The 20,971-nt window shown below is 57.0% G+C and carries 19 protein-coding genes and 2 pseudogenes; 2 read left to right on the top strand and 19 right to left on the bottom strand.

The window, feature by feature from the left end; translation table 11 throughout:
- Nucleotides 1-449: 449 nt before the first annotated feature.
- On the bottom strand, nucleotides 450-989 hold the full coding sequence (locus FJD38_RS24220) for a hypothetical protein (protein ID WP_003253418.1): 540 nt from the start codon (nucleotides 987-989) through the stop codon (nucleotides 450-452).
- A gap of 99 nt (nucleotides 990-1,088) precedes the next feature.
- Here FJD38_RS24220 and FJD38_RS24215 point away from each other — a divergent pair, with 99 nt between their 5' ends.
- Nucleotides 1,089-1,622, top strand: a complete 534-nt coding sequence (locus tag FJD38_RS24215) for a hypothetical protein (RefSeq protein WP_009682000.1) — start codon at nucleotides 1,089-1,091, stop codon at nucleotides 1,620-1,622.
- On the opposite strand, the gene FJD38_RS24950 is transcribed toward FJD38_RS24215, so the two are convergent.
- From FJD38_RS24950 to FJD38_RS24195, 3 genes are all read right to left on the bottom strand, one after another.
- On the bottom strand, nucleotides 1,615-2,511 hold the full coding sequence (locus FJD38_RS24950) for an alpha/beta fold hydrolase (protein ID WP_014754857.1): 897 nt from the start codon (nucleotides 2,509-2,511) through the stop codon (nucleotides 1,615-1,617). The two genes, FJD38_RS24215 and FJD38_RS24950, sit on opposite strands and share 8 nt — an antisense overlap.
- Before the next feature lie 336 nt (nucleotides 2,512-2,847).
- On the bottom strand, nucleotides 2,848-3,885 hold the full coding sequence (locus FJD38_RS24200; RefSeq protein WP_003253411.1) for a hypothetical protein: 1,038 nt from the start codon (nucleotides 3,883-3,885) through the stop codon (nucleotides 2,848-2,850).
- Between the two features lie 459 nt (nucleotides 3,886-4,344).
- Nucleotides 4,345-4,911 carry a DNA cytosine methyltransferase gene (locus FJD38_RS24195; RefSeq protein ID WP_094990023.1) on the bottom strand — a complete coding sequence of 189 codons (567 nt, stop codon included), beginning with the start codon at nucleotides 4,909-4,911 and terminating at the stop codon, nucleotides 4,345-4,347.
- 139 nt (nucleotides 4,912-5,050) lie between these two features.
- Between FJD38_RS24195 and msrA the strand changes: the two genes are divergently transcribed.
- A complete protein-coding gene (gene msrA, locus FJD38_RS24190; RefSeq protein WP_146388011.1) occupies nucleotides 5,051-5,575 on the top strand; it encodes a peptide-methionine (S)-S-oxide reductase MsrA in 525 nt (174 codons plus the stop codon).
- Here the strand turns inward: msrA and FJD38_RS24185 are convergent, their stop codons facing one another.
- The 15 genes and pseudogenes from FJD38_RS24185 to FJD38_RS24115 all read right to left on the bottom strand — a co-directional run.
- Complete coding sequence (locus FJD38_RS24185; protein ID WP_048376699.1) at nucleotides 5,576-5,812, bottom strand: hypothetical protein; 237 nt, start codon at nucleotides 5,810-5,812, stop codon at nucleotides 5,576-5,578.
- Nucleotides 5,813-5,825: 13 nt separating this feature from the next.
- A complete protein-coding gene (locus FJD38_RS24180) occupies nucleotides 5,826-6,980 on the bottom strand; it encodes a S1C family serine protease (RefSeq protein ID WP_048376697.1) in 1,155 nt (384 codons plus the stop codon).
- 208 nt (nucleotides 6,981-7,188) lie between these two features.
- Nucleotides 7,189-7,598, bottom strand: a pseudogene (locus FJD38_RS24175) (Zn-dependent protease); the annotation flags it as partial.
- 7 nt (nucleotides 7,599-7,605) lie between these two features.
- Nucleotides 7,606-8,076: a phosphate-starvation-inducible PsiE family protein gene (locus tag FJD38_RS24170; RefSeq protein ID WP_048376695.1), complete on the bottom strand. Its 471-nt coding sequence runs from the start codon at nucleotides 8,074-8,076 to the stop codon at nucleotides 7,606-7,608.
- 178 nt (nucleotides 8,077-8,254) lie between these two features.
- Nucleotides 8,255-9,235 carry an IS5-like element ISPa16 family transposase gene (locus FJD38_RS24165; RefSeq protein ID WP_048376693.1) on the bottom strand — a complete coding sequence of 327 codons (981 nt, stop codon included), beginning with the start codon at nucleotides 9,233-9,235 and terminating at the stop codon, nucleotides 8,255-8,257.
- Nucleotides 9,236-9,455: 220 nt separating this feature from the next.
- Nucleotides 9,456-12,263 carry a sensor domain-containing protein gene (locus tag FJD38_RS24160; protein ID WP_048376691.1) on the bottom strand — a complete coding sequence of 936 codons (2,808 nt, stop codon included), beginning with the start codon at nucleotides 12,261-12,263 and terminating at the stop codon, nucleotides 9,456-9,458.
- Between the two features lie 155 nt (nucleotides 12,264-12,418).
- Complete coding sequence (trx-GI, locus tag FJD38_RS24155; protein ID WP_014236590.1) at nucleotides 12,419-12,859, bottom strand: heat resistance system thioredoxin Trx-GI; 441 nt, start codon at nucleotides 12,857-12,859, stop codon at nucleotides 12,419-12,421.
- Nucleotides 12,849-13,994, bottom strand: a complete 1,146-nt coding sequence (locus FJD38_RS24150; protein ID WP_048376689.1) for an RNA polymerase sigma factor — start codon at nucleotides 13,992-13,994, stop codon at nucleotides 12,849-12,851. The genes trx-GI and FJD38_RS24150 overlap by 11 nt, the downstream gene beginning before the upstream one ends.
- A gap of 79 nt (nucleotides 13,995-14,073) precedes the next feature.
- On the bottom strand, nucleotides 14,074-14,685 hold the full coding sequence (gene hdeD-GI, locus FJD38_RS24145; RefSeq protein WP_048376687.1) for a heat resistance membrane protein HdeD-GI: 612 nt from the start codon (nucleotides 14,683-14,685) through the stop codon (nucleotides 14,074-14,076).
- A 96-nt stretch (nucleotides 14,686-14,781) separates the two neighbouring features.
- Complete coding sequence (gene yfdX2, locus FJD38_RS24140) at nucleotides 14,782-15,669, bottom strand: heat resistance protein YfdX2 (RefSeq protein ID WP_033936157.1); 888 nt, start codon at nucleotides 15,667-15,669, stop codon at nucleotides 14,782-14,784.
- A gap of 102 nt (nucleotides 15,670-15,771) precedes the next feature.
- The gene (yfdX1, locus tag FJD38_RS24135; protein ID WP_146388009.1) at nucleotides 15,772-16,686 is read right to left on the bottom strand and encodes a heat resistance protein YfdX1; all 915 of its coding nucleotides are present in this window, start codon (nucleotides 16,684-16,686) and stop codon (nucleotides 15,772-15,774) included.
- 22 nt (nucleotides 16,687-16,708) lie between these two features.
- Nucleotides 16,709-17,167, bottom strand: coding sequence for a small heat shock protein sHSP20-GI (gene hsp20-GI, locus FJD38_RS24130; protein ID WP_048376684.1), 459 nt, complete (start codon nucleotides 17,165-17,167; stop codon nucleotides 16,709-16,711).
- Between the two features lie 87 nt (nucleotides 17,168-17,254).
- On the bottom strand, nucleotides 17,255-19,072 hold the full coding sequence (ftsH, locus tag FJD38_RS24125) for an ATP-dependent zinc metalloprotease FtsH (protein WP_048376682.1): 1,818 nt from the start codon (nucleotides 19,070-19,072) through the stop codon (nucleotides 17,255-17,257).
- Between the two features lie 27 nt (nucleotides 19,073-19,099).
- Nucleotides 19,100-20,530, bottom strand: coding sequence for a cardiolipin synthase (gene cls / locus FJD38_RS24120; RefSeq protein ID WP_033936152.1), 1,431 nt, complete (start codon nucleotides 20,528-20,530; stop codon nucleotides 19,100-19,102).
- Between the two features lie 16 nt (nucleotides 20,531-20,546).
- Nucleotides 20,547-20,971, bottom strand: a pseudogene (locus tag FJD38_RS24115) (ATP-dependent Clp protease ATP-binding subunit); the annotation flags it as partial.

Raw genomic sequence — 20,971 nt, 5'->3', positions numbered from 1 at the left:
TGAGCGACTGCCCCATGCGTCGTCAGTAGCAGACTACGAAGCGCTGCTGCCATGGAACTGTTCGCCGGAGATGCCACGGTAACCTTGGCTTCCACCTTGCGGTAGGTGGGGTTCATGGATCGGTTACGAATGATCACTTTTGTGCAGAAAATTGCCGTGCTTATACTGAGCCATATCTATTCCCTTGAACTGTTGCTCTATATTTTTGTGCCACTTTACCGGGGCACAGAATAATTTTTATCACGTAATGACGAATAGATTCCAGCGAAGTTTTCCATAATCGCTCAGTACGCAGCCTACTTTCGTAGCATTTATTATTCTGATTGTGTCAGGCAGGAGATTTTTATGCCGGCGGAATTTTGGCGCCATGCTATGGCACCAGGATAGAGATCAAATCACGCCATCAAGTGACTCTTGCTATTCGAACCTGCCCCTACAAGAACAGGTAGTCACGGCACCCTGCTAGAGCGCGGGAGAGGCGGAGCACACAGAGCAGGCGTCATTGTTTTTTGAATAGCGCACTGAAAAATATAGAAGTACAAGAAGCCCGCAAAGAGAACAGTAGGCGCCATCAGAGCCAATTGAGGATCCATAAACCCTGAAATTACATACTGCTTAAGTGTAAGAGAAGCCAGGATAAAGGCCGAACAATACAAAGCACCTGTAAATTGATTCCCTAGAAAGCTTAGCACCCCACTAAAGGCATTATTGGCGCTCAATAACACTGCCTTCAATATGGTCCAACCGAAAAGCGGAAGGAAAATCTTCACCATAAAGGCAAATAAAGTTGTTGAGGCGAACAGTTTCAGTGGTATCTCTGCCCATGGCTTGATGGTACCGTCGTTTTCTACACCAAAGAATAGGATGGCATTCAGGATAATTGCTATAGAGCAGCATATGATGAGGCGTATCACCTCCCGTTTAAGCGGGGCCATCATTATAACTGAGTTAATGCTTTTCGCGATATATTGCTTTAGAGCCTGGGTCATTGACCTATTGCGTCCTATGCTAGCCGAGGTGATAATATTGTATTGATGCAGCAGTAATAGACTGACGCTTTATTTATTTCTCAGTCAAGGAGAATCCTGATGATTTACGAGTCTGATGATTGGAGGAAGTCACTTCTTCGTTCAGCTCGTTGGCTTGAGAAGGCTCGTGTAAAAGAGTGTTCTGAAGGGCGCATTTATGCGAAAGCAGAACGTGAAATTTTTGTCAGTTTTTATACGGTACGCAAGCTAATCGAGACCTACAAAATCTCTGAATCAACGAAGAAAATTAAGCTCCATCTACCGTACTACCCGATCACCAGTGGCAAGACAGTAGACTACTTCAATCGGCACAACATAATGGAAAACTACGAAACTACTAAAGTTTACAAAGAACTGCGGGATATGACTTTTGTCGCGAACCAGGTAATCCACTCGTACGTATTCGAATTCGCGACTAGTGAGGATGGACGGATTGACGGGGTGTTTGTGGCCTCAGACAAGGGACGACACCAGCGACTCTATTACTATTCTATGACGCTAATGCTCAGTATTTTTAGGTCCGTAGGCTTGGATGTCGTCTCAGAGCAGCATTTGGTAAGGGACCCTGAAACAGAGCAGTGGAAGATCAGGTGAGTAGCCACCAAGCCAAACCCGCTACGGCAGCTGTAATTAACCCAACGGTTGCATAGAAGGCAGGTCTGCCGATCCAAGGGTGACAAGCCAGCATGATTCCCAGATGGGTCTTCGGCTTTATGCTATCCCACTCAGACTCGACGATGGTCCCATCTAGAATATAAGGCTTCCAATATTTGACGATATGGTCCTTGTCGGGCTCAAAAAAATCGCTATGGCCGTAATCAAAGTAACGGTCAGCTACACGTGTATTTTTAAATCCGTTTCGACCAGTCCCGCCGTAGCCTATAGTCGAAAAGGTAGCTAGGACGGGGTAAAAATCTCGCGTCCCGACATCGTTGACGATGTTGCCTGCAGCCATGTGCCGAGCATGCTTCTCCCAGGCATAATTGCCTTTTATTATGGAGCCGCAGAGAACAATTCTCTCAATGTTGATGTCAGTGTATTTGGCGAGGATCCGACTAATGATATAGGTGCCGAAGCTGTGGGCAATGACCATAATGCGAGCAGTCGGTTCCATAAGCCGTGCGTCTCGGAAGTCATTTGCGATCTTATTGATTGGCGTAGATCGAAACGGACACGCAAGCTGCAGCGCGGTCACACAATGGTAGCCAAGACCTTTGACTCTGACATGAGCAACATCTCGGAAGGCTGCTTTTACCAGCTCGTGCCAGGAACCATCAGTTTGAATACCATGGACAAGCATGAGCGTGATGGCCTGAGCATCATCTTTGACATTAGAAATCTGCATATCGACTAACGAGTCAAACAGCTCCAGATGCTCGGCATCCAGAGTTGCCCTAATTGCCTGCAGCTGGGCCAGTCGTTTGGTCTCAATCGTATTTTCCCAAGTCGATCGAACAAGGGTAACAATATCAACAGGCTTCAATCGAGCACCAATCTATAGGTTGGTTCCACGTTGGCGGCAAGTACTTCAAATTCGGTATCCATCCCAGGATCACGAACAATCTCTGGGATATCGCCGTAAGATTGGAATGAGAGACCTTCGCCGCTGGGGCACCTAACAATAAGGAATCTCTTGATAATCCGGCCCGTTACCAAGATATTAATCAAGATTGCAAGGTGCGCGGAAGTACCGGCTTGCATAATATCGAACATGCGATTCGGGTTTAGCCGAATTCTAGGCAAAGCTTCGCCACCCTGGGATTCATAGCCCTGGATAAAACTAGCCAATCTTCGGAGGCCTTCAGCCTCGTCTGGATGGTTAAGTATTAAAGGCGATAACTTTTCCGCGAACATATTCGTATTCTCCGGCGGAGCACGCTACGGTCACCGCAAACTCGTTTCTCTCACCCGAAATCAAAAGCCTCAGTTCACGGGGAGGATCACTGTCTGGTAGTTTAACGTAAATATTGGCTCCCGTCACTTCGCCATCACGCTCCAAGAAGCGATCCAACGCAGACATCGAACCCTCATCCGATGAAAGGTTTTCATCAACCGATGCGGAGGTAATCTGCATTTGGGCCCCGAATTCATTTCGAGCCGTTGAATTGCTATATCTGATTTCTTGGGAGAGGTTATCGCGCTCGCGCAGAATCTTATTCTTAGCGGGGCTAAGCGAAACTTCAGCGAACCCATCGTCCGGTAGAAATTTCCTTACTTTGTTTTTCAACACCCACAAGAGCTCGGAATATTTCTTTGCCTGATTATCTTGAGAGGCAATACGAAACTCCAATAAACCAGTGTGGTCCAGGTGAACAATATTCACCGCACGTTTTTTTGTGGTCGCATAGCGTCGAATCAGTTCGCCAGTTGCTGGATCCGTCTCCACAGCGCTGAGACGATTGATGTCACGGCTTTCGACGACTTTGATCGTAAGCGAAACCGGTGTCTTCTGCGGGTCCGGACGGTACAGGCGGATGTCGACGATTGTGGCCTCGTCGGGCATCTCAAGATCCAGCGGGTGAGTAAACAGCCCCGAAAGGCCCTCAGCTGCTGCGATTGAAGCGATGCGCGTAGGAGACAGCAGGCCGATTGCCCGCTCTTCAGTGCACTGGAAAAGGAACGAGTGCTGCTTGCCAAACTCCTCCACCTGCTGCAGTAGATCACGGAGGTCTTTCAGGGCAAGTTTTTTATCCTTGAGGGCAGGCTCGATCCGCTTCTCATAGAGATCGTCCCAGTTTTGCGCAGAAACGGGGATGCCCTTCGTCCGGAGGAATTCCTTGACGACGGCTTGGCTAGTCGCATTTTTCAGAAGGCCAAAAAGGATCTTGGCTAGCTTTTGGTCGTCGTCACTCAGCACATCACTCTCCACAAATTGGCATTAAGCTTAAAGGCTCGTGCGAGCCTTGGCTGTGGAGGCATGAAGCCGGTGACATCCTGCCACGAGAGCGCCGACCTGCGCGCATCATGCCTTCCATTGCGCGCGCATTCTCGCCTTTTTATCCAGCGGTACACAATGAGTGGAGAAGGTCAAAATGCCATCAGCGATGTAGGATCCCTTGGCCACGTGGAGTAGGTTCCATCAGATTTTGCCGTAATGTTCAGCTTTTTCGGGAAGATGGGTAGGAATTCCCAGCTTTTCTGTGAACCGCAAGCAACAGCCTGAGCCCCAGTCATCCGGGACCTAGCATCACAATTGTTGGTGAAGCTGACTGCTGTGGTGGCCCGCCTGGGCCTAAAATCAAATTTGCTCTGCAACACTGAATATGGAACATCAAAATCTGAATAAGCATCAAGGAATGCTTCTATCTCGGGCACTTCAGCCGAGTGAAACACTAGAGTTGACACCATAACCGCGACCGATACATCCACAGGTGGCCGCTGATGAGGGGAGCAACTGACGCTGAAAATTCTTTCCAGCTGCCAGATCTCGCGTTTCCTTGTCATGCAGGTAGTCGAAACTTCTCCACCGCGCATCATCTGGTGAAATAGGCTCCAGGATGGCTTCCAAGGTCGCCTCCTTGCTCCTCAAAGGGCGAACATCTTCCGCTGTCAGGTTCGTTAGAGCACCTTCCGTATAAGCAACCACAGCCATCCTTGACCGGTCCTCTAACGCTCCATATTTCGCACCATCCAAAATGCACTCGAAAACGCTGTACCCAAATGAAGCAAGAGCAGAACGAATGACCAACATCGAGGTACTGTTCAGGTAGTCGGGCACGTTCTCTATGATCGCAATCGCCGGGTTTGCGAAACGCACAAACTCCAGAAAGTCCATGAACAAAGCTCCTGCTGACGGATGGTCCTCAGTAGCCACCAGCTTGTTCTTGGCCTTACCTGACCGGGACGCTCCTGTGCAGGGATTAGGAGGATCGTCAAGAGTCAATCTATGCTAGGAATCCTATTGCTAGGACGCCTCAGCATAGCTATAGCGCCGGCCAGACGATCTACGTGTAAGCATAGCAGCCACGCTGCCCCCATATCGGCCGCACCCCAGCCCCCCTGACTTTTATACAGAGGCCCCAATGAAAACTGAAAAAATAGTTCTAGCAGGCGGTTGCTTTTGGTGTCTTGAACCGGTCTTCAAGAGAATCAAAGGCGTTCAGTCTGTGATATGTGGCTACACGGGAGGAACCCTAAACGCACCAACTTATGATGATGTATGCACTGGCAAAACAGGTCATGCTGAAGCAATAAAAGTTGAATTTGACAGTAGCGAAATTAGCCTATCCGAATTACTTGATATTTTCTTTGCAATACATGACCCAACCACTCTAAACAGACAAGACGCAGATACTGGAACCCAATATCGATCCGCCATATTTTATAATAACGACGAACAGCTAGAAATCGCGAAAAACGCAATACTAGAAACCGAAAAAAAAGGCACCTGGAAAAGCCCAGTGGTAACCACCCTAGAGAGGTTAGCTGAATTTTTCGAGGCTGAGGAGTATCACCAAGACTTCTTCACAAAGAATCCAAGCAACAGATACTGCCAGATATCAATCTCACCAAAGCTCGCAAAACTGGAAAAAATAATCAAAAAATAATCAAACATGTGGCACCACTAGTACCACATCGTCATGCAATATGTCCCACAGTGCGCCGAAATCAACCTCTTCGCGCGGTAGTGCGGGACGCTCGGTATCCAGCCAGACGAGCTCGAGACTGCCGCCGATCAACTGCTCCCCATTTAACCTAAACAGCCTTCCCCCCACTGCACTAGCTAGGGCTCGTAGTTCGGCGCAAGGCTGAAGTCGCTTGGCTGCTTCGCTGTGCAGATCCATGACCCACTTTCCATCAAACTCCCGGTTGTAGTTCCACAAGCATCTCGCGAGTCTTGCCGGCCCGCTCCACTAACAAGACCACAACATCTCCAACGTTCTTGTCGTCTAGCCGGGCCTGTAATGTGGTGACGTCGTCGACGGCGATACCGTCGATGCTGATAACGCGATCGCCGGGCACGATGCCGCCTGCGGTGACCTCGGCGCCGACGAGCCCGGCCCTGTGCGCCGCCGAGCCCGGCGTCACGCGCAATACGAATACGCCCTTACTGCCGGTCAGCGCCTGCAGACGCGCGTTGAGCTGCTCATCCACCTCGATGCCCAGCGCCGGACGGATGTACTTGCCGGTCTTTATGACTTGCGGCACCACGCGCATGACGGTATCGACCGGCACCGCAAAGCCGATGCCGGCCGAGGCGCCAGACGGACTGTAGATGGCGGTATTGATGCCGATCAGCCGCCCAGCCGAATCGAGCAGCGGGCCACCGGAATTGCCGGGGTTGATAGCGGCGTCGGTCTGGATCAGGTGGTCAATGGCCGGGCCACTGGCGTCGCCGGAAAGGGTGCGGTCAAGCGCGGAGACGATGCCGGTGGTGAGCGTCCAGTCGAGCCCGAAGGGATTGCCAATGGCAAAGACCTTTTGCCCCACCTTGAGATCGGCACTGGTGCCCACCGGCACCGCCGGTGGGCGTTTGAAGCCGACGCCGATCTTGATTACGGCGATGTCGTGCGCTGGGCTCGCCCCCACCAGCGCGGCCTGGTAGTCGCGGCCGTCGGCAAGCTTGACGGTGGCTTCGGACGCGCCCTGGATGACGTGGAAGTTGGTGACGACATGGCCGGCGTCGTCCCAAATGAAGCCCGATCCCGTGCCACGGGGCACGGAGAAGACATTGCGCGTCCAGACGTCGCGCACCAGCTGCGCGGTGGTGATGTAGACCACCGAGGCGCGTGATTTTTCGAACAGTTCGATGGTGGCCTGTTCGTCAGCGGCCAGATCGCCACGCGGCGTGACGGTGCGCTCAGCGGCTTGGCGCGGGCTGAACCAGGCTTCGATGGCGGGCAGGAACTGCCAGAACAGCATGAGTGCTGCAACGCACGCAGTGATGACGAGCCAGCGCCGGACGAAATGATCCGGAGCTGGGCGTTGTGGGTAAGGACCGGGGGAAGACATGACGGAGGCTCCTTTCGAGTGATTTAGCGCCAAAGGCCGCTCAGGCCCCGGCGTGGTGGGCACATCGGGGCGAACGACCTTGGCACGAGATAATCCGTTTGGAACGGCAGGGTCTGCGATGGCTGAGGCGCCAACTCCATCAGGCGCGCGATACGATTCTCTGCCGCCGTATGCGTGCGCAACCAAGACGGCTCGGGATTTCCCCAGCCGGGCAGACCATCCGTGAGGGCAATGGAGGCAAGGCGCCTGGAGCCGGTGGCAAAGGCATTAACATTGACGATGCCGCTGGGCACATAGTACGGAACCGGCGTGTTCGGCAACCCGGCGCGCGTTGTAAGCGCTCGCAGCAACGACCAGATTACGGGGGCTTCATTGCTGCGCAAGGGACGGACGCCATACAGGCGCAAGGTCATCGCGGAGGCGACGACAGGTTCGATCAGCAGGGTCAATGCGCATGTTGCCAGTGCCAGCCAAAGGCCATGCTCGCCCAACAGCAGACTGCCAACGGCAGCCGCGATCCCCACCAGGGTCAAAACCAGCAACACGGTTTGAAAGCGGATTGAGCCAGCGGTGCCTCGACCTGGCATCGTGTCGACCGTCTAGACTATAAAGAGCCATGGTCCAATCACTCGCTCTTCCGGTCGTCGCGTTCACGCATGAGCCAATAGGTCAGACCCAAGGCCAGTATCGTCCCCGCCAGGGCGGCCAATTTGGCAGGATCAACGTCGGGGTCAAGGATGATGAACTTGCGGGCCAGTGCCAGGATCGCGATCAGAATGACGGTCTTGACCTGGATGATGCTTTCCTTACGCAGCGCCACGCGCACGATGGAATGCTTGAACTCCATCGCGATCAAGAGCGTCATGATCATGCCGAACACACTCTGGAATACCTTGTGATCCAGGGGATTGAAGGCATCGAGAACCAGCAGCGTGAAGACGATGGCGATGAGCTGGAACAGCGACACCACGATGATGACGGCAATTACCGCCGACAGAACGAGGGCGACGACCTGCTCGAAGCGCTCGTAAACCGTCATCAACCGCCACTGGGAGCGCATCTCGTCAAGGGCCGTGTGGCCAGATTCTTTATGCATAAGCGTTGCTCTCTCTTTCAATGAAGCGCTAAGGAAGGTCTGAAGTAACCCTGTATTTCCGGTCGACTTCAGCCCTCGCTGCTTTTGAAAGCGGGCCGTCGATCAAAATCGACCAGGTAACCCGCTCAGTTCTCCGTTTTTGGCCGCCGCGAGCACCTCGCAGCAGCCATTTTCCGCATTACAGGTGCACCTTTCCTGCGGTAGTCAGCAAATGTCGGCGCGCCATCCATAGGTTCGACAGCGCGAACAGCGTCACCAGCTGAGCGGTGTTCTTGGCCAGGCCACGGAAGCGCACCTTCACGTAACCGAACTGGCGCTTGATCACTCGAAACGGGTGCTCGACCTTCGCTCGCACTTGTGCCTTGGCCTTCTCGATCTTGCGCTTGGCTTTGTACAGGGCGCTGCGTTTATCGAGCTTCTTGTAGGTGCTGCGGCGTGCTGCGACCTGCCAGATCACTTCGCGGCCAGCATGTTCGGGGCGCTTTTCGACGCCGGTGTAGCCGGCATCGGCGCAGACGACGTTCTCTTCACCGTGCAGCAGTTTGTCGACCTGGGTGATATCCGCCACGTTTGCCGCCGTGCCGACCACGCTGTGCACCAGCCCCGACTCGTCATCCACACCGATGTGGGCCTTCATGCCGAAGTAGTACTGGTTGCCCTTCTTGGTCTGGTGCATCTCCGGATCGCGCTTGCCGTCCTGGTTCTTGGTCGAGCTGGGCGCGTGGATCAGTGTGGCATCGACGATAGTGCCCTGGCGCAGCGACAGGCCGCGATCCCCCAGGTAGCCATTGATTACGCCGAGGATGCCGGCTGCCAGCTCATGTTTCTCCAGCAAGCGACGGAAATTTAGGATGGTGGTTTCGTCGGGAATACGCTCCAGGCTCAGCCCGGCGAACTGACGCAGGATGGTCGTCTCGTAGAGCGCTTCTTCCATGGCCGGGTCGCTGTAGCCGAACCAGTTCTGCATCAGATGGATACGTAACATGGCCATCAGCGGATAGGCTGGACGACCACCTTCACCCTTTGGGTAGTGTGGCTCGATCAGGGCAATCAATCCCTTCCACGGCACCACCTGATCCATCTCGATCAGGAACAATTCCTTACGGGTCTGCTTGCGCTTGCCGGCGTACTCGGCGTCGGCGAAGGTCATCTGCTTCATGGAAAAACTCGGCTGGCGGGATCGGCGTGTTTCACCAGATTCGGGAAGTCTTTTTCAGACCTTCCCTAATGGAACGGGGAGTCCGAGAAGACGACTCGATTACACCTGGATTGCCGAGGCAATTGCGAAGCCACCCAGCGCATAATGTCCTGCGCGCCCGTGGCGCCGCCGATGGGTGGATCAGCCTCTTGCACGTCAACCCTTTGTCCCATGCATGGCATCAATCCGGCTTCTGGTCTGGCGGCAGCAATCCCAGCAGATCCGCCTGCAAATGTTGCAACTTGTCGATGCCAGCCTTCAATGCCTCGACACGGCCGGCATTTTTCATTTCACTCAGGGTGTGCGCTAACTGCTGGATGCTCTGATGCAGGACATCGACCTGATCATCAGGATCCTTGCCGAAGAACGTCGGGCAGCCACTTTGATCCCGCCAGTATTGGAGTGCTTCGGGTTGAGGCGGCACTTGGGTCTTACCTGACAGATAGTCGATCATCTGGGAAATCCAGACCCGGTGGTCGGCGTATGTGAACGGCACGGGCAGCGCGGAGCGACTGTCAGGTTTGAATCCCTTCCAGGATAAGGGTACCTGCCAGGTGTGTAGCCATTGCTCGAATTCATGCACCGGCATCGGATGCCCGATGGCATAACCCTGGCCCCACTCGCATCCCAGACGCAGCAGAATTTCTCCATGCTTGATGGATTCGACTCCCTCCGCGATGCAGTTCCTGCCAAACGACCTTGCCAGTGCCAGTAGCGCATCCAGGATGGCGATATCGTCCGGGTCCTCGAGCATGTCGCGTATAAAACCTTGGTCGATCTTGAGCAGGTACGCGGGCAGGCGCTTCAGATAGGTAAGCGATGAATAGCCGCTGCCGAAATCGTCGAGGGCAAAACGCAATCCCATCCTTTCGCACAGCGCCATCGACTGAGACACTTGAACGAAGTCCTCCACGGCGCTGGTTTCGAGGATTTCCAGTTCAAGGTCTTGCGCTTGGGCGCCGGGGTGTCGTGACAACATACCCCGTAGATGCATGATGAAATCCGGTTGAAGCAAGTGCTCGGCATCGATATTCACGCTGATCGGGACATTTAGGCCGGCCTTGCGCCAAATTTCGATCTGGGTCAGCGCAGCCTCGATGGTCCATTTCCCCACAGCAATCCCGAGCGGATGATTCTCTATGAGGGGTAGGAAGGAGGCAGGAGATAACAAGCCACGCGCCGGATGTTGCCAGCGGATCAAGGCTTCGGCGCCCAGCACCTCACCGGTGCGCATGTTGACCTTAGGTTGGAAATAAAGCAGAAACTGCCCATTGGCAAGTGCATTCTCTATGCTGTCCAATCCTTCGTAACGGTTGCGCAGCGTACGATCCTTCTCCGTATCGAAAACGTGATATCGATTCTTGCCGGCTTGCTTGGCACGATACATAGCCTGATCTGCCTGCCGCAGCAGTTGGTCGGCATCGATATCTTCGCCTTGCGGGTAGTAGCTCACACCGATACTCGCGCTCACCTCACACAGTGCGTCACCAATCGGTATGGGCTGTGCAGCCACCTCGATCAGGCGATCGAGAATCGGTACGCTGACGGAAATATCCGGCAGGTCGACCAGAATAGCGACAAACTCATCACCACCGAGACGGGCCAAAGTATCGCCTTCGCGCAACACTTGCGTCATACGCCTGGACAGGACGGACAGCAATTTGTCGCCGACTGCGTGGCCGTGCTGGTCGTTGACCTTCTTGAATCCATCCAGATCGATGAGGACAACCACCAGGTGCATACCACGCCGACGTGTCTGAGCAATGGCCTGCTTAAGGCGGTCTCCAAGCAATAGTCGATTGGGCAAGCCGGTGAGCAGGTCGTAATGAGCAACGCGTTCAAGCTGTTGCTGGTTTTCCTTCAGCGCTGTGATGTCGGAAAACATGGCTGCGTAATGCTCGATATTGCCCTGCATATCCGGCACTGCACTGATCGTCAGCAGCGCGGCAAACTGACTGCCGTTCTTGCGTCGGCACCAGAGCTCTCCGTGCCAATAGTCGTGCTCACGCAGAGCCTGCCAAACGGTCTGATAGAACTCATCGTCATAGCGATCGGACTCGAGCAGACGAGGTGTCTGACCCATTACTTCCTCCCGCGCATAACCAGTGATCACGGAAAACGCCCGATTGACGTTGACAATGTGGCCTTGAGCGTCCGTAACGAGGATGCCCTCTCCTGCGTGCTCAAAAACTTCAGCCGCAAGGCGAAGCTCTTCCGCGGATCTTCTGCGTGAGGTGACATCATGGATATAGCCGTGCCAGAGGATGCTCCCATCAGGCATGGCTTCAGGCGACGCCTCACCTTCGACCCAGATCACCCGACCGTCTGGAAACTGCACTCGGTACTCGTCATGCCAAAGCGCGAGTGACTGCCCCGACACCTGTATGGTTTCATGCACACGGTCGCGGTCTTCAGGATGGAGCGCAGCGAACGCAGGAGTGGCATCCTCAACAACATCCTCCGGTGCAACCCCGTATATTTCCTGTATCCTCGCGCTGGCATAAGGGAAGTGCGAGCTGCCGTCCGGACGAAGACGGTATTGGTAAAGCATACCGGGAACGTGGCTGGCCAACTCTTCTCGCTGTCGGCGCATAGCGTTCAGCGCCTGCTCGACCCTCTTGAGATCGGTGATGTCCTCTACCGTCCCGTCTGCCGCTCTGGGCCGACCAGAGGCGTCGCCCTTGAATGTTGCCCGCAGGTGTATCCAGCGAACCTGCCCTCCGCTGACGATGCGATACCGCAGATCAAGGGTCTTTCCGCACATGGCAGCATCCCATGCCCTATCGAAGAGGGGGCGGTCTTCAGGGTGAATGCACTGCAGGAATCGCTCGAAGGCTATTGGCGCACCAACATCCAGGCCGAGCACGCGGCAGGCTTCATCGGAGCAAGTGAGGAGTTGCGAGCCAAGATCGAGATGCCAACTGCCAGAATGGGCATTCTGGTTAATCTGGTCACAGTGTCGGGCTGAGATTTGAGGCGTCTCGTTCAAAGGTGACGCTCCTTATGGGTGAAACAGAGGTTCCAACGTTTCTGCAACTCGGAGCGTATTTCGTCAAAGATTGTGTGGTTGGGGTCGCTATGCATCGCGGCTACGCACTTTCTTCAAGGATCGCACAACTGATAAGCAGGGTGGTTCGCGCCGGGTCATTGCGGCAAGCGGGATGTCACCCAGCGCATAATGTCCTGCGCGCCCATGGCGCCCGCCTGACGTGCAACCTCATGTCCCCCTCGGAACAAAATCAGGGTTGGAATGCTGCGAATACCGAACTGGGCGGCCAGGTGGGGTTCTGCCTCGGTATTGACCTTGGCCAGCCTGACCCTGGGTTCGAGCTGGCGCGCCGCTTGCTGGAACTGCGGGGCCATCATCTTGCACGGCCCGCACCAAGGTGCCCAGAAATCGACCAACAGTGGCAGGTCGCTGCGCTCCACGTGGCGCGAGAACGTCGCCGTGGTCAACTCGATGGGTTCGCCCGTGAACAAGGGCTGCTGGCAGCGGCCGCAGTTGGGATGTTCCGATAGCTTCGCAGTCGGTACGCGGTTGATGGACTGGCAATGCGGACAGACGAGGTGAAGATCATTCTTCATGGTTCGCCTCCTTGGACCACAGTGAGGCTGCCGCGCTTCGGGTCACAGACAATGCCGACCAATCAACGCCTTGGAGCCAATCGTTCCCGTCTTTGCTTACTCCGGCCTCTTCCAAATGAGCAGCGATGAACGCTTCGGCCTGCATGAGCCACCTTTGGACAGTATCTTCCTTACTAGGAATCAGCAGGATCTCAGAGACGCTGCTGGCATCCAGCCCGTCCACACGGATAAGCAGAAAAATGCGCCGCCACAAACGCGGCATGTCCTTCAGCAGGTCGAATGCAAAAGCGAACTCGCTCGACCGATCAACTAGCTCCTGCTCTTCCGCGATCGTTGCGGCATCGGGATGCTGACTGTCAGCGATGATATCGGCCAGCCTGAGTGTGTCATCGGGCTGATAAAATTCGAAGACTTCCTCTTCCACCATGGCCTCGGCGACGTCCTGGGCATCCGCTTCGACCGGCGCGTCCAGAGAAACGAATTCGCCAAATTGCCGGCTGTTTGCCACTTCGTGATCCAGGACGGCGAACAGATGTTTCAGAAGACCGAAGTAAGCCGCTTTTTCTTCCGGCACGGATTGCCATTCCACCTCAGCTTGGACAATCGCTTCATCCACCACGTCGCGCAGCGTCGGATAATCGCGCGGTAAATCGCCGACGGCACGCAGATAAGCCAGCTCACGCCTTGCGACAGCCTCAAGTTTCGACAGTAGAGGCATTCGGGTCACGTTGGCCTCATGGGCGGCTGACGCGGGTTTTGCGGCAATTCGCACCTTGAGCTCGCGCAAGCGCTTGCGTCGTGCTTTGCGCTTGATTTGGTCCTGAGCATGCAGCCGGTCAAAATGCTTCTTGGCCTGACGGAACAACGACTGTGCGAGCATCTGCGCGAGGGGCGTCAGCTCGTCATGTGATGCAGTAACGCTGACAATCTTTCTGCCGGGCAGGTGCATATAGCCACTGGCCAGAAATTGCCGCTTGGTCTTGTCGCGATCAAGGACGATTCGAAGTCGCACTGAATCTTTAGTGTGTTTGTCGAGCAATGGCTTGAGGTCGCGCTCGACCGCATTTCCCAAAGCTCTCTGCCATGGTTCATGAAACTCTTTGTCGACAGCTCGATAGCTATATTGCATCTGCATGTATGACTCCTTTGATGTCATTTCTATGGAGGCACGAACCGAAAATGCTCATATCCATAGAATTTAGTTTGACCCGCTCTTATCCCTGGCGCGTTTTGCGAAGACGCCAACTCAAGAACAAAAGCGTGACACCATAGACTGCCGCATAGAAGCCCAACAGCCAGCCTGCGGCCAGGAATGACTCGACCGGACGGGTAAAAAATATCCACAAGACGATAGCGCCAAGGACAATCGAGAGCAGTCCACTGAAGGCAAGCCAGATTTCACCCTTGATTTCTTGACGCAGCCGAACGGCGGCGGATATCTCCAGCACACCGGTGAAAATCGCCCAGAACCCCACGCTAGCCCATAAAAAAGAAGCCATGACCATCGTGGCGACCCAAGGAGCAACCAGGACGACGACGCCGGTAAGTATGCCGACAATGCCGCTGAACAGCAGCCAGCCCCAGCGCTCTTTTTTCTGGATATGGCGCACCGCTGCAACCAAGTTGAAAGCGCCATTGACCAAGGAAAATGCGCCGAACACTAAGGTCATGGCCAACAGAGCCGATTGTGGCATCCAGAACGCAAGGGCTGCGAAAATCAATGCCAAGACACCGCGCAACGCAAAAATCCACCAATTTTCGGTCAATGAACATAGTGTTTTGGTGGGCTCATCCGCACTGGAATCGGCGATGGTGTCTGTATTCATGCTATATCTCCTAAAGATCTAATGGGGTGAAAAAGCAAACACTCCTGAGCCAAGAGAGGGGCGCGACGCGCCCCTCTTACGCCCTATCCAGCGGTTTCAGAACAACTTGGACAGCTTTGCCTTGATTTCATCGAGCCAGCCTTTTCCGCCGCCTCCCCCAGCCGTCTTTTGCTTGACTTTCTTGAGTTCAGCATACAGGGGCTCAAAGTCCTTCTTCTTTCCATAGCCCAGCAGTTCTGCCATTTCCAACTGCTGCCGCGCTTCGTTCAATAATGTCTCCAGGCGCTCATTGGACGCTTCGCTCCGCTGACCATCTTCTACCAAGGTCTCGGCGCGCTTCAGGAGCAGCCTGGCGCGCAGGGCGGGCAGCGGATGCACGCTGCGCGTCTCGACCAGCGTGCTGAGCGCTGCCTGCAGCGCGGCTTTGGCTTCTTCAATCTTGCCCTGATCGATCAGCGGCACGACTGACTTCACGGCTGCGGGATAGGACGCCAGAGGGATGTTGGTGACCGCGATCACGATTTCACTGGCCAGCAAAGCCAGCACGTGACGTGCCTGTTGCACCTCGCCATGTTTGAGGGCATCCAGCGCCTCGTCGGTCATCGCCTCAATGGTTTCCGTGTTGGCGAACAAGTCGTGCACGATGGTGCGCACATCAACGGGGGCCAGGGCGAGCGTGGGTTCGCGCGCAACGATCAGCTCCAGCTTTCCCGTCACTTCGGCCAGCGTTGCCAATGCGCGTGCAGCGTCCTTGCCGTCAAGTGCGGCCAGCGCTGATTTGGTCAGCGCCAAGGCCGAGACGGCCTCATCGAGGACTTGTTTACGTTTGTCTGCCGCCTGCGAGTCCGTTTCCTTCTGAACCTCAGGCTGTACCTCCGTGACGACTTCAGGCTTGGCCTCTGGACTGACAGGAAGGCTGCTTACCGCGGCCTGTTCGTTTATTTCTTTGTTCGTCGCATTGGGATTCGATGTTTGCTCATTCATGGTGATATGCCTCGTATGAGTTAGTGAAAATAGGCGAATCTATTGGGGCTGACTGCGAACATCGCGAGACTGACCGACCGAACAGTCGGCCCCTTCATCACCTCAAAACAGCTTTTGGAGGCGCGTCTTCAACTCGTCGAACCATCCCTTGCCGCTTTTGCCACCAGCCGACTTTTGCTCAATGGACTTCACCTGATCGAAGATGGGTTCGAAATCCGCCTTCTTGCCATAACCCAGGATCTGCGCCATCTCGATCTCCGTGCGCACGGACGACAGCAAGGTGCTGAGCTCCTCGTTCTGCTTGGCATCGCGCTTGTCGGTCTCGGCCAGCTTTTCAGCTTTTGCCATCGCGGCTTCAGCCCGTAGCACGGGCAGAGGAAAGGCGACCGAGGTCACCACCAGCGTGTTCAGTGCTCGGGCGAGTTCCGCCTTGGCGTCGTCGATCTTGCCGCTGTCGATGAGCCGTGCGGCCGACTTGATCGCTGCCGGGTACGTTGCCATCGGCAGGTTGTCGGTTTCGATCACGATTTCGCTGGCAAGATTGGCAACAATGGGCCGTGCCTTTTGCACCTCGCCATCATCCAACAACTCCCGAGACAACTTGACCGCTTTCTTGACCGATTCCACGTCGGCGTGGATGTCATGGGTGATGACGCGTACATCGACGGGCGCCAAAGCAAGTTTTGGCTCACGCGCCAATACCAGTTCCAGCTTTCCGCTGGCCAGTTCCAGCGCAGCGAGCGCCTCCTTGGTCTTCTTTGCATCAAGGAGGATCAATGCCTCATGGGTCTTGGCCAGCGCAGTGATTGCATCTTGGGCGAGTTCGGCGCGCTTTTTCGCGGCTTCCCGGGCGGCCTTGTCATCTACCTGTGGCTGTGCCGCCTTGGATGCGGCAGAGGGTGCTGCAGCACCTGGGCTAGAACCTGCCGCCGATTGGGCCAGAGCCGGTCCGCTCAGTCCGACGACGACCGCCAGGGCAAGTGCGGAGAAGGTGTATTGTGGCTGTTTGATATTCATGATCTTGGGCTCTTGATTGAAGTTAGTTGACTGAGATTTCAATCTGTTTCGGTTTGGCTTGCTCGGCCTTGACAAGCCGCACTTCCAGCACGCCGTCTTTCATGGAAGCCGTCACCTTGGTCGGATCAACGTTGTCAGGCAAGACAAAGCTGCGCACAAAGCGGCCATACGCACGTTCGATGCGGTGGAACTTCTTGCCCTGCTCCTCTTTCTCCAGTTTGCGCTCGCCGCTGATGGTGAGCACACCGTTTTCCGCGCTGACGCGCACGGCATCCTTGGGGACCTCCGGCAGATCCAGTTTGAGGATGAATGCGTTCTCATCCTCGCTGATGTCCACCATTGGCGCCCAGTCCGCCGTGGTCATGGCTTCGTTGCTGGTACGGGCGCCCTGTCGCTGGGGTGTCCGTCCCAACATCGTCGCCAGGCGGTCTTGCAATTCATCCAGTTCCCGGAAGGGGTCCCACGGAGTCAATGCAGACATATCGGTTCTCCTTGAACAATGCCGACGAATTGGATGACGCACTGAACAGAGCCGTCGGTTTACTCTGAATGGCACCTACTACTGTTTTCAGTTCCGAACAAGTCCTTGAGTCAATTGACGGATATCGCTTTCGTCGAGCGTTTCCCGCGCCAGCAGCTCGCGCGCACAGCGCTCCAGCACCGCGCGGTTGATGTCGAGAATCCGGTAGGCGCGCTCGAACACGCCCATCACGATGTCGCGGATAGCCTGATCGATGCGCGCCTGGGTCGATTCGGCCACCCGGCAACCGCCGTGGGCCAGTTCAGGTGTATCGAGAAAGCGGGGCCGCTGCGCCTCGAAGGCGATGTAGCCCAGGCCCTCGTCCATGCCAAAGCGGGTGATCATGTCACGGGCGATGTCGGTGGCTCGCGCCAGATCGTCCGCCGCCCCGGTAGACAACTCGCCGGACACCAGCTTTTCGGCGGCACGCCCGCCCAGCAGTACGGCGATCTTGTGCTCGAGATCGGTACGCGTCATCAGGAAGCGGTCTTCGGTGGGGCGCTGCAAGGTGTAGCCCAGCGCGCCGATGCCGCGCGGGATGATCGAGATCTTGTGTACGGGGTCGGTTTCGGGCAGCGCCAGCGCCACCAGCGCATGGCCCATATCGTGATGGGCCACGGTTTCCCGCTCCTTGGGATTGAGCACTCGGTTCTTCTTCTCCAGGCCCGCCACGATGCGCTCGATGGCGGCGGTGAAATCCTGCAACTCCACGGCGGACGCTTTGCGCCGGGTCGCGGCCAGCGCGGCCTCGTTGACCAGGTTCGCGAGGTCTGCACCCGAAAAGCCCGTGGTCAGCGCAGCCACCTGTTCGAGATCGATATCCTGAGCCAGCGTCACCTTCTTGACGTGGACTTTCAGGATGTCCAGCCGTCCCTTCTTGTCGGGCCGGTCCACCAGCACCTGGCGGTCGAAGCGGCCGGCACGCAGCAGCGCCTGGTCGAGGATTTCGGGGCGGTTGGTGGCGGCGAGGATGATCAGCCCCACCGAGCTGTCGAAGCCGTCCATCTCGGTGAGCAGCTGGTTGAGCGTCTGCTCACGCTCGTCGTGGCCGCCGATGGGCCCGCCGACGCCGCGCGCGCGGCCCAGCGCATCGAGCTCGTCGATGAAGATGATGGCCGGCGCCTGCCCGCGGGCCTGCTCGAACAGGTCGCGCACGCGCGCTGCACCCACGCCGACGAACATCTCGACGAACTCCGAGCCTGAGATGGAAAAGAACGGTACCCCGGCCTCGCCCGCCACGGCCTTGGCCAGCAGGGTCTTGCCCGTGCCGGGCGGGCCAACCAGCAACACACCTTTCGGGATGCGCGCCCCGAGCCGTCCATACTCCTGCGGATTCTTGAGGAAATCGACGATCTCAACCAACTCCGCCTTGGCTTCATCGACGCCAGCGACATCGGCAAAGGTCACGCCAGTGTTCTTCTCCATGAATACCTTGGCACGGCTCTTGCCGATGCTCAGGAAGCCACCCATGCCCTGCTTCTCGGCGAAGCGGCGGAACAGGAAGAACCAGACGCCGAAGAAGGCCACCGCCGGCAGAATCCAGGAGAGCACATCACGTAGCCAGGTGCTTTCCACCACCCGCGCATAGGGCACGTCGTACTTGGACAGCCGCTCGGCCAGGTCGGGTTCGACACGGGTGGCCACGATGGTGGTCTTGCCCCGGCTGTCCGGCGATTTCAGGCGCCCGGTGACCGTGCGGTCCGACACCAGCACTTCGGCGACGCGCCCCTCGGCCAGCGCCTTCTCGAATTCGCTGTAGGGCACGGGCTCGACGGTCTTGGCCGCCTGCCAGTAGTTCTGCAGCGTCAGCAGCAACAGGCCGGCGACGATCCAGTAGCCAATGTTCCATTGATCTTTCTTTTCCATGGGCAATGTTCCTCGCAAGTCGTGTCGCTAGAGAATAGGGGTGAACAGACGGGCCACCCCGTCGCGCAAGCGGATGGCCAGCGGGCGGGCGCGCAACGCCTTCGCCGATATCTCGCCCGACGCATCACGAGCGGCATCAAAAAGGGATTCCAGCCGCGTAGACAGAGCGGTGTCGTACACCTCCACATTGAACTCGAAGTTGAGGCGCAGGCTGCGCGCATCCCAATTGGCAGAACCCAGGCAGCACCACTGGCCGTCTATCAGCATCAGCTTGCTGTGGTCGAACGGGCCAGGCCGTTCGAAGATGCGTACACCGTGCTCCAGCACCTGCCAGTAGTGGGCGCGCGCGGCCCATTGCACCGTGGGATGGTCGCCGTTTGCGGGCGTCAGCACCTCGACGCGCACGCCGCGCAACGCGGCCGTGCTCAGCGCCGCGATCATCGGCTGATCGGGCACGAAGTAAGGTGTCCAGATGCGCACCGAATGCTTCGCCGCGCTCAAAGCGCCCATGAAGGTCCAGCGCATCCTGTCCAGGGCCTCATCGGGACCGGCCTCGATGCCGCGCGCCCAAGAGGTTCCTTGCTCATCAGCCGTTGCGGGCGGTTCGCCCCAGAAACCCTTGCTGAGCCGCTCGCCCGTGGTATCGCACCAATCATCGGTGAAGCACCGCATCAGATGCGCAACCACCGGCCCGCGCAGACGAAAGTGCAAATCGTGACAGGCCTGCTCCGGCGCATCGGGCCGCCAATACGGGCTGAAGATGTTCATGCCGCCGGTGAAACCCGTCTCGCCATCGATCACCAGCAGCTTGCGGTGATTGCGCAGATGCGCGGCATGCAGGCGCGCGGGAATCAACGTCGGGTTGAACGTCGCCGCCGGAACGCCGGCGCGTTGCAAGGCGCGGTAGGCGCTGCGGGGCCTCCAGCGGGCATAGACGTCGTCGATCAGCACCCGCACTTGCACGCCGCGCTCATGAGCCCGGCGCAGCGCATCGACGAACTGCGCCCCGATGCCTTGGCTGTCGAAGATGTACGAAGCCAGCGCGACGCTGTGCCGCGCCGACTCGATGGCAGCGAGCATGGCCGGGTAGGCCTGCTCGCCATCGACGAGCGGCTCGATGCGGTTGCCGCTGGTCAGCGACTGGCCGGTGGCACGTCCCACCAGGTGCGCCAGGCCGGCAAACGGCGCCGATACGGCCTGGGGCATCGTAGGCACGAGGTCCTGCCGAACAGCAGGATCTGCCCCCGGAAACAGCCGCCGCGCCCGCCGCTGGTAACGGTTGATGCCGAACAGCCCATACAGCAGCGAACCGCCCAGCGGCAACAGCGCGATCAGCAGCACCCACAGCGTGGCCGATCGAGGGTCACGTTTGTAGATGACCGCGTGCCCCGCTGTGGGGATAGCGACCGCCAGCGACACGAGGGTGGCTGCCCATGTCAGCCCGTTGGGGTCGGACACGACAGCCTCCCATCGCTCAAGATTCGCCGCCCGCTGACTTCTTCTTGCGCGCAGGCTTGCTCGCGTCGCTCGGCGGCGTCTCGGCCACGTTCGCGGCATCGGGCTTCTCAGGCTCGGCCGGCTTCGCGGGTGGCTCCTGGCGCTCGAAGACCACCCGTTCGGCCTTGTCGTCCCAGCGGGCGCTGGCGTGATCGGCCTTGCCGATACCGCCACCCAGCATCTCGCGCGCCAGAGCAGTTTCCAGCTCGCTGCGGATCAGCCGCTTGAGCTCACGCGCGCCGAACTCGGGCTTGTAGCCTTCCTCCGCGAAGTGATCGATCAAGGTCTGATCGAAGGTCAGCGTCACGCCCTGGCTGGCGGCGTTGCGGGCCACACGATCGAGCTGCAGGCCGACGATATGGCGGATCTCCTCCTTGCCCAGCGCATGGAAGACGATGATCT

It is taken from the genome of Pseudomonas saxonica (genome assembly GCF_007858365.1).
In the GTDB taxonomy this organism is placed as follows: Bacteria; Pseudomonadota; Gammaproteobacteria; order Pseudomonadales; family Pseudomonadaceae; genus Aquipseudomonas; species Aquipseudomonas saxonica.
This window is presented reverse-complemented; position numbering and strand designations above follow the sequence as displayed.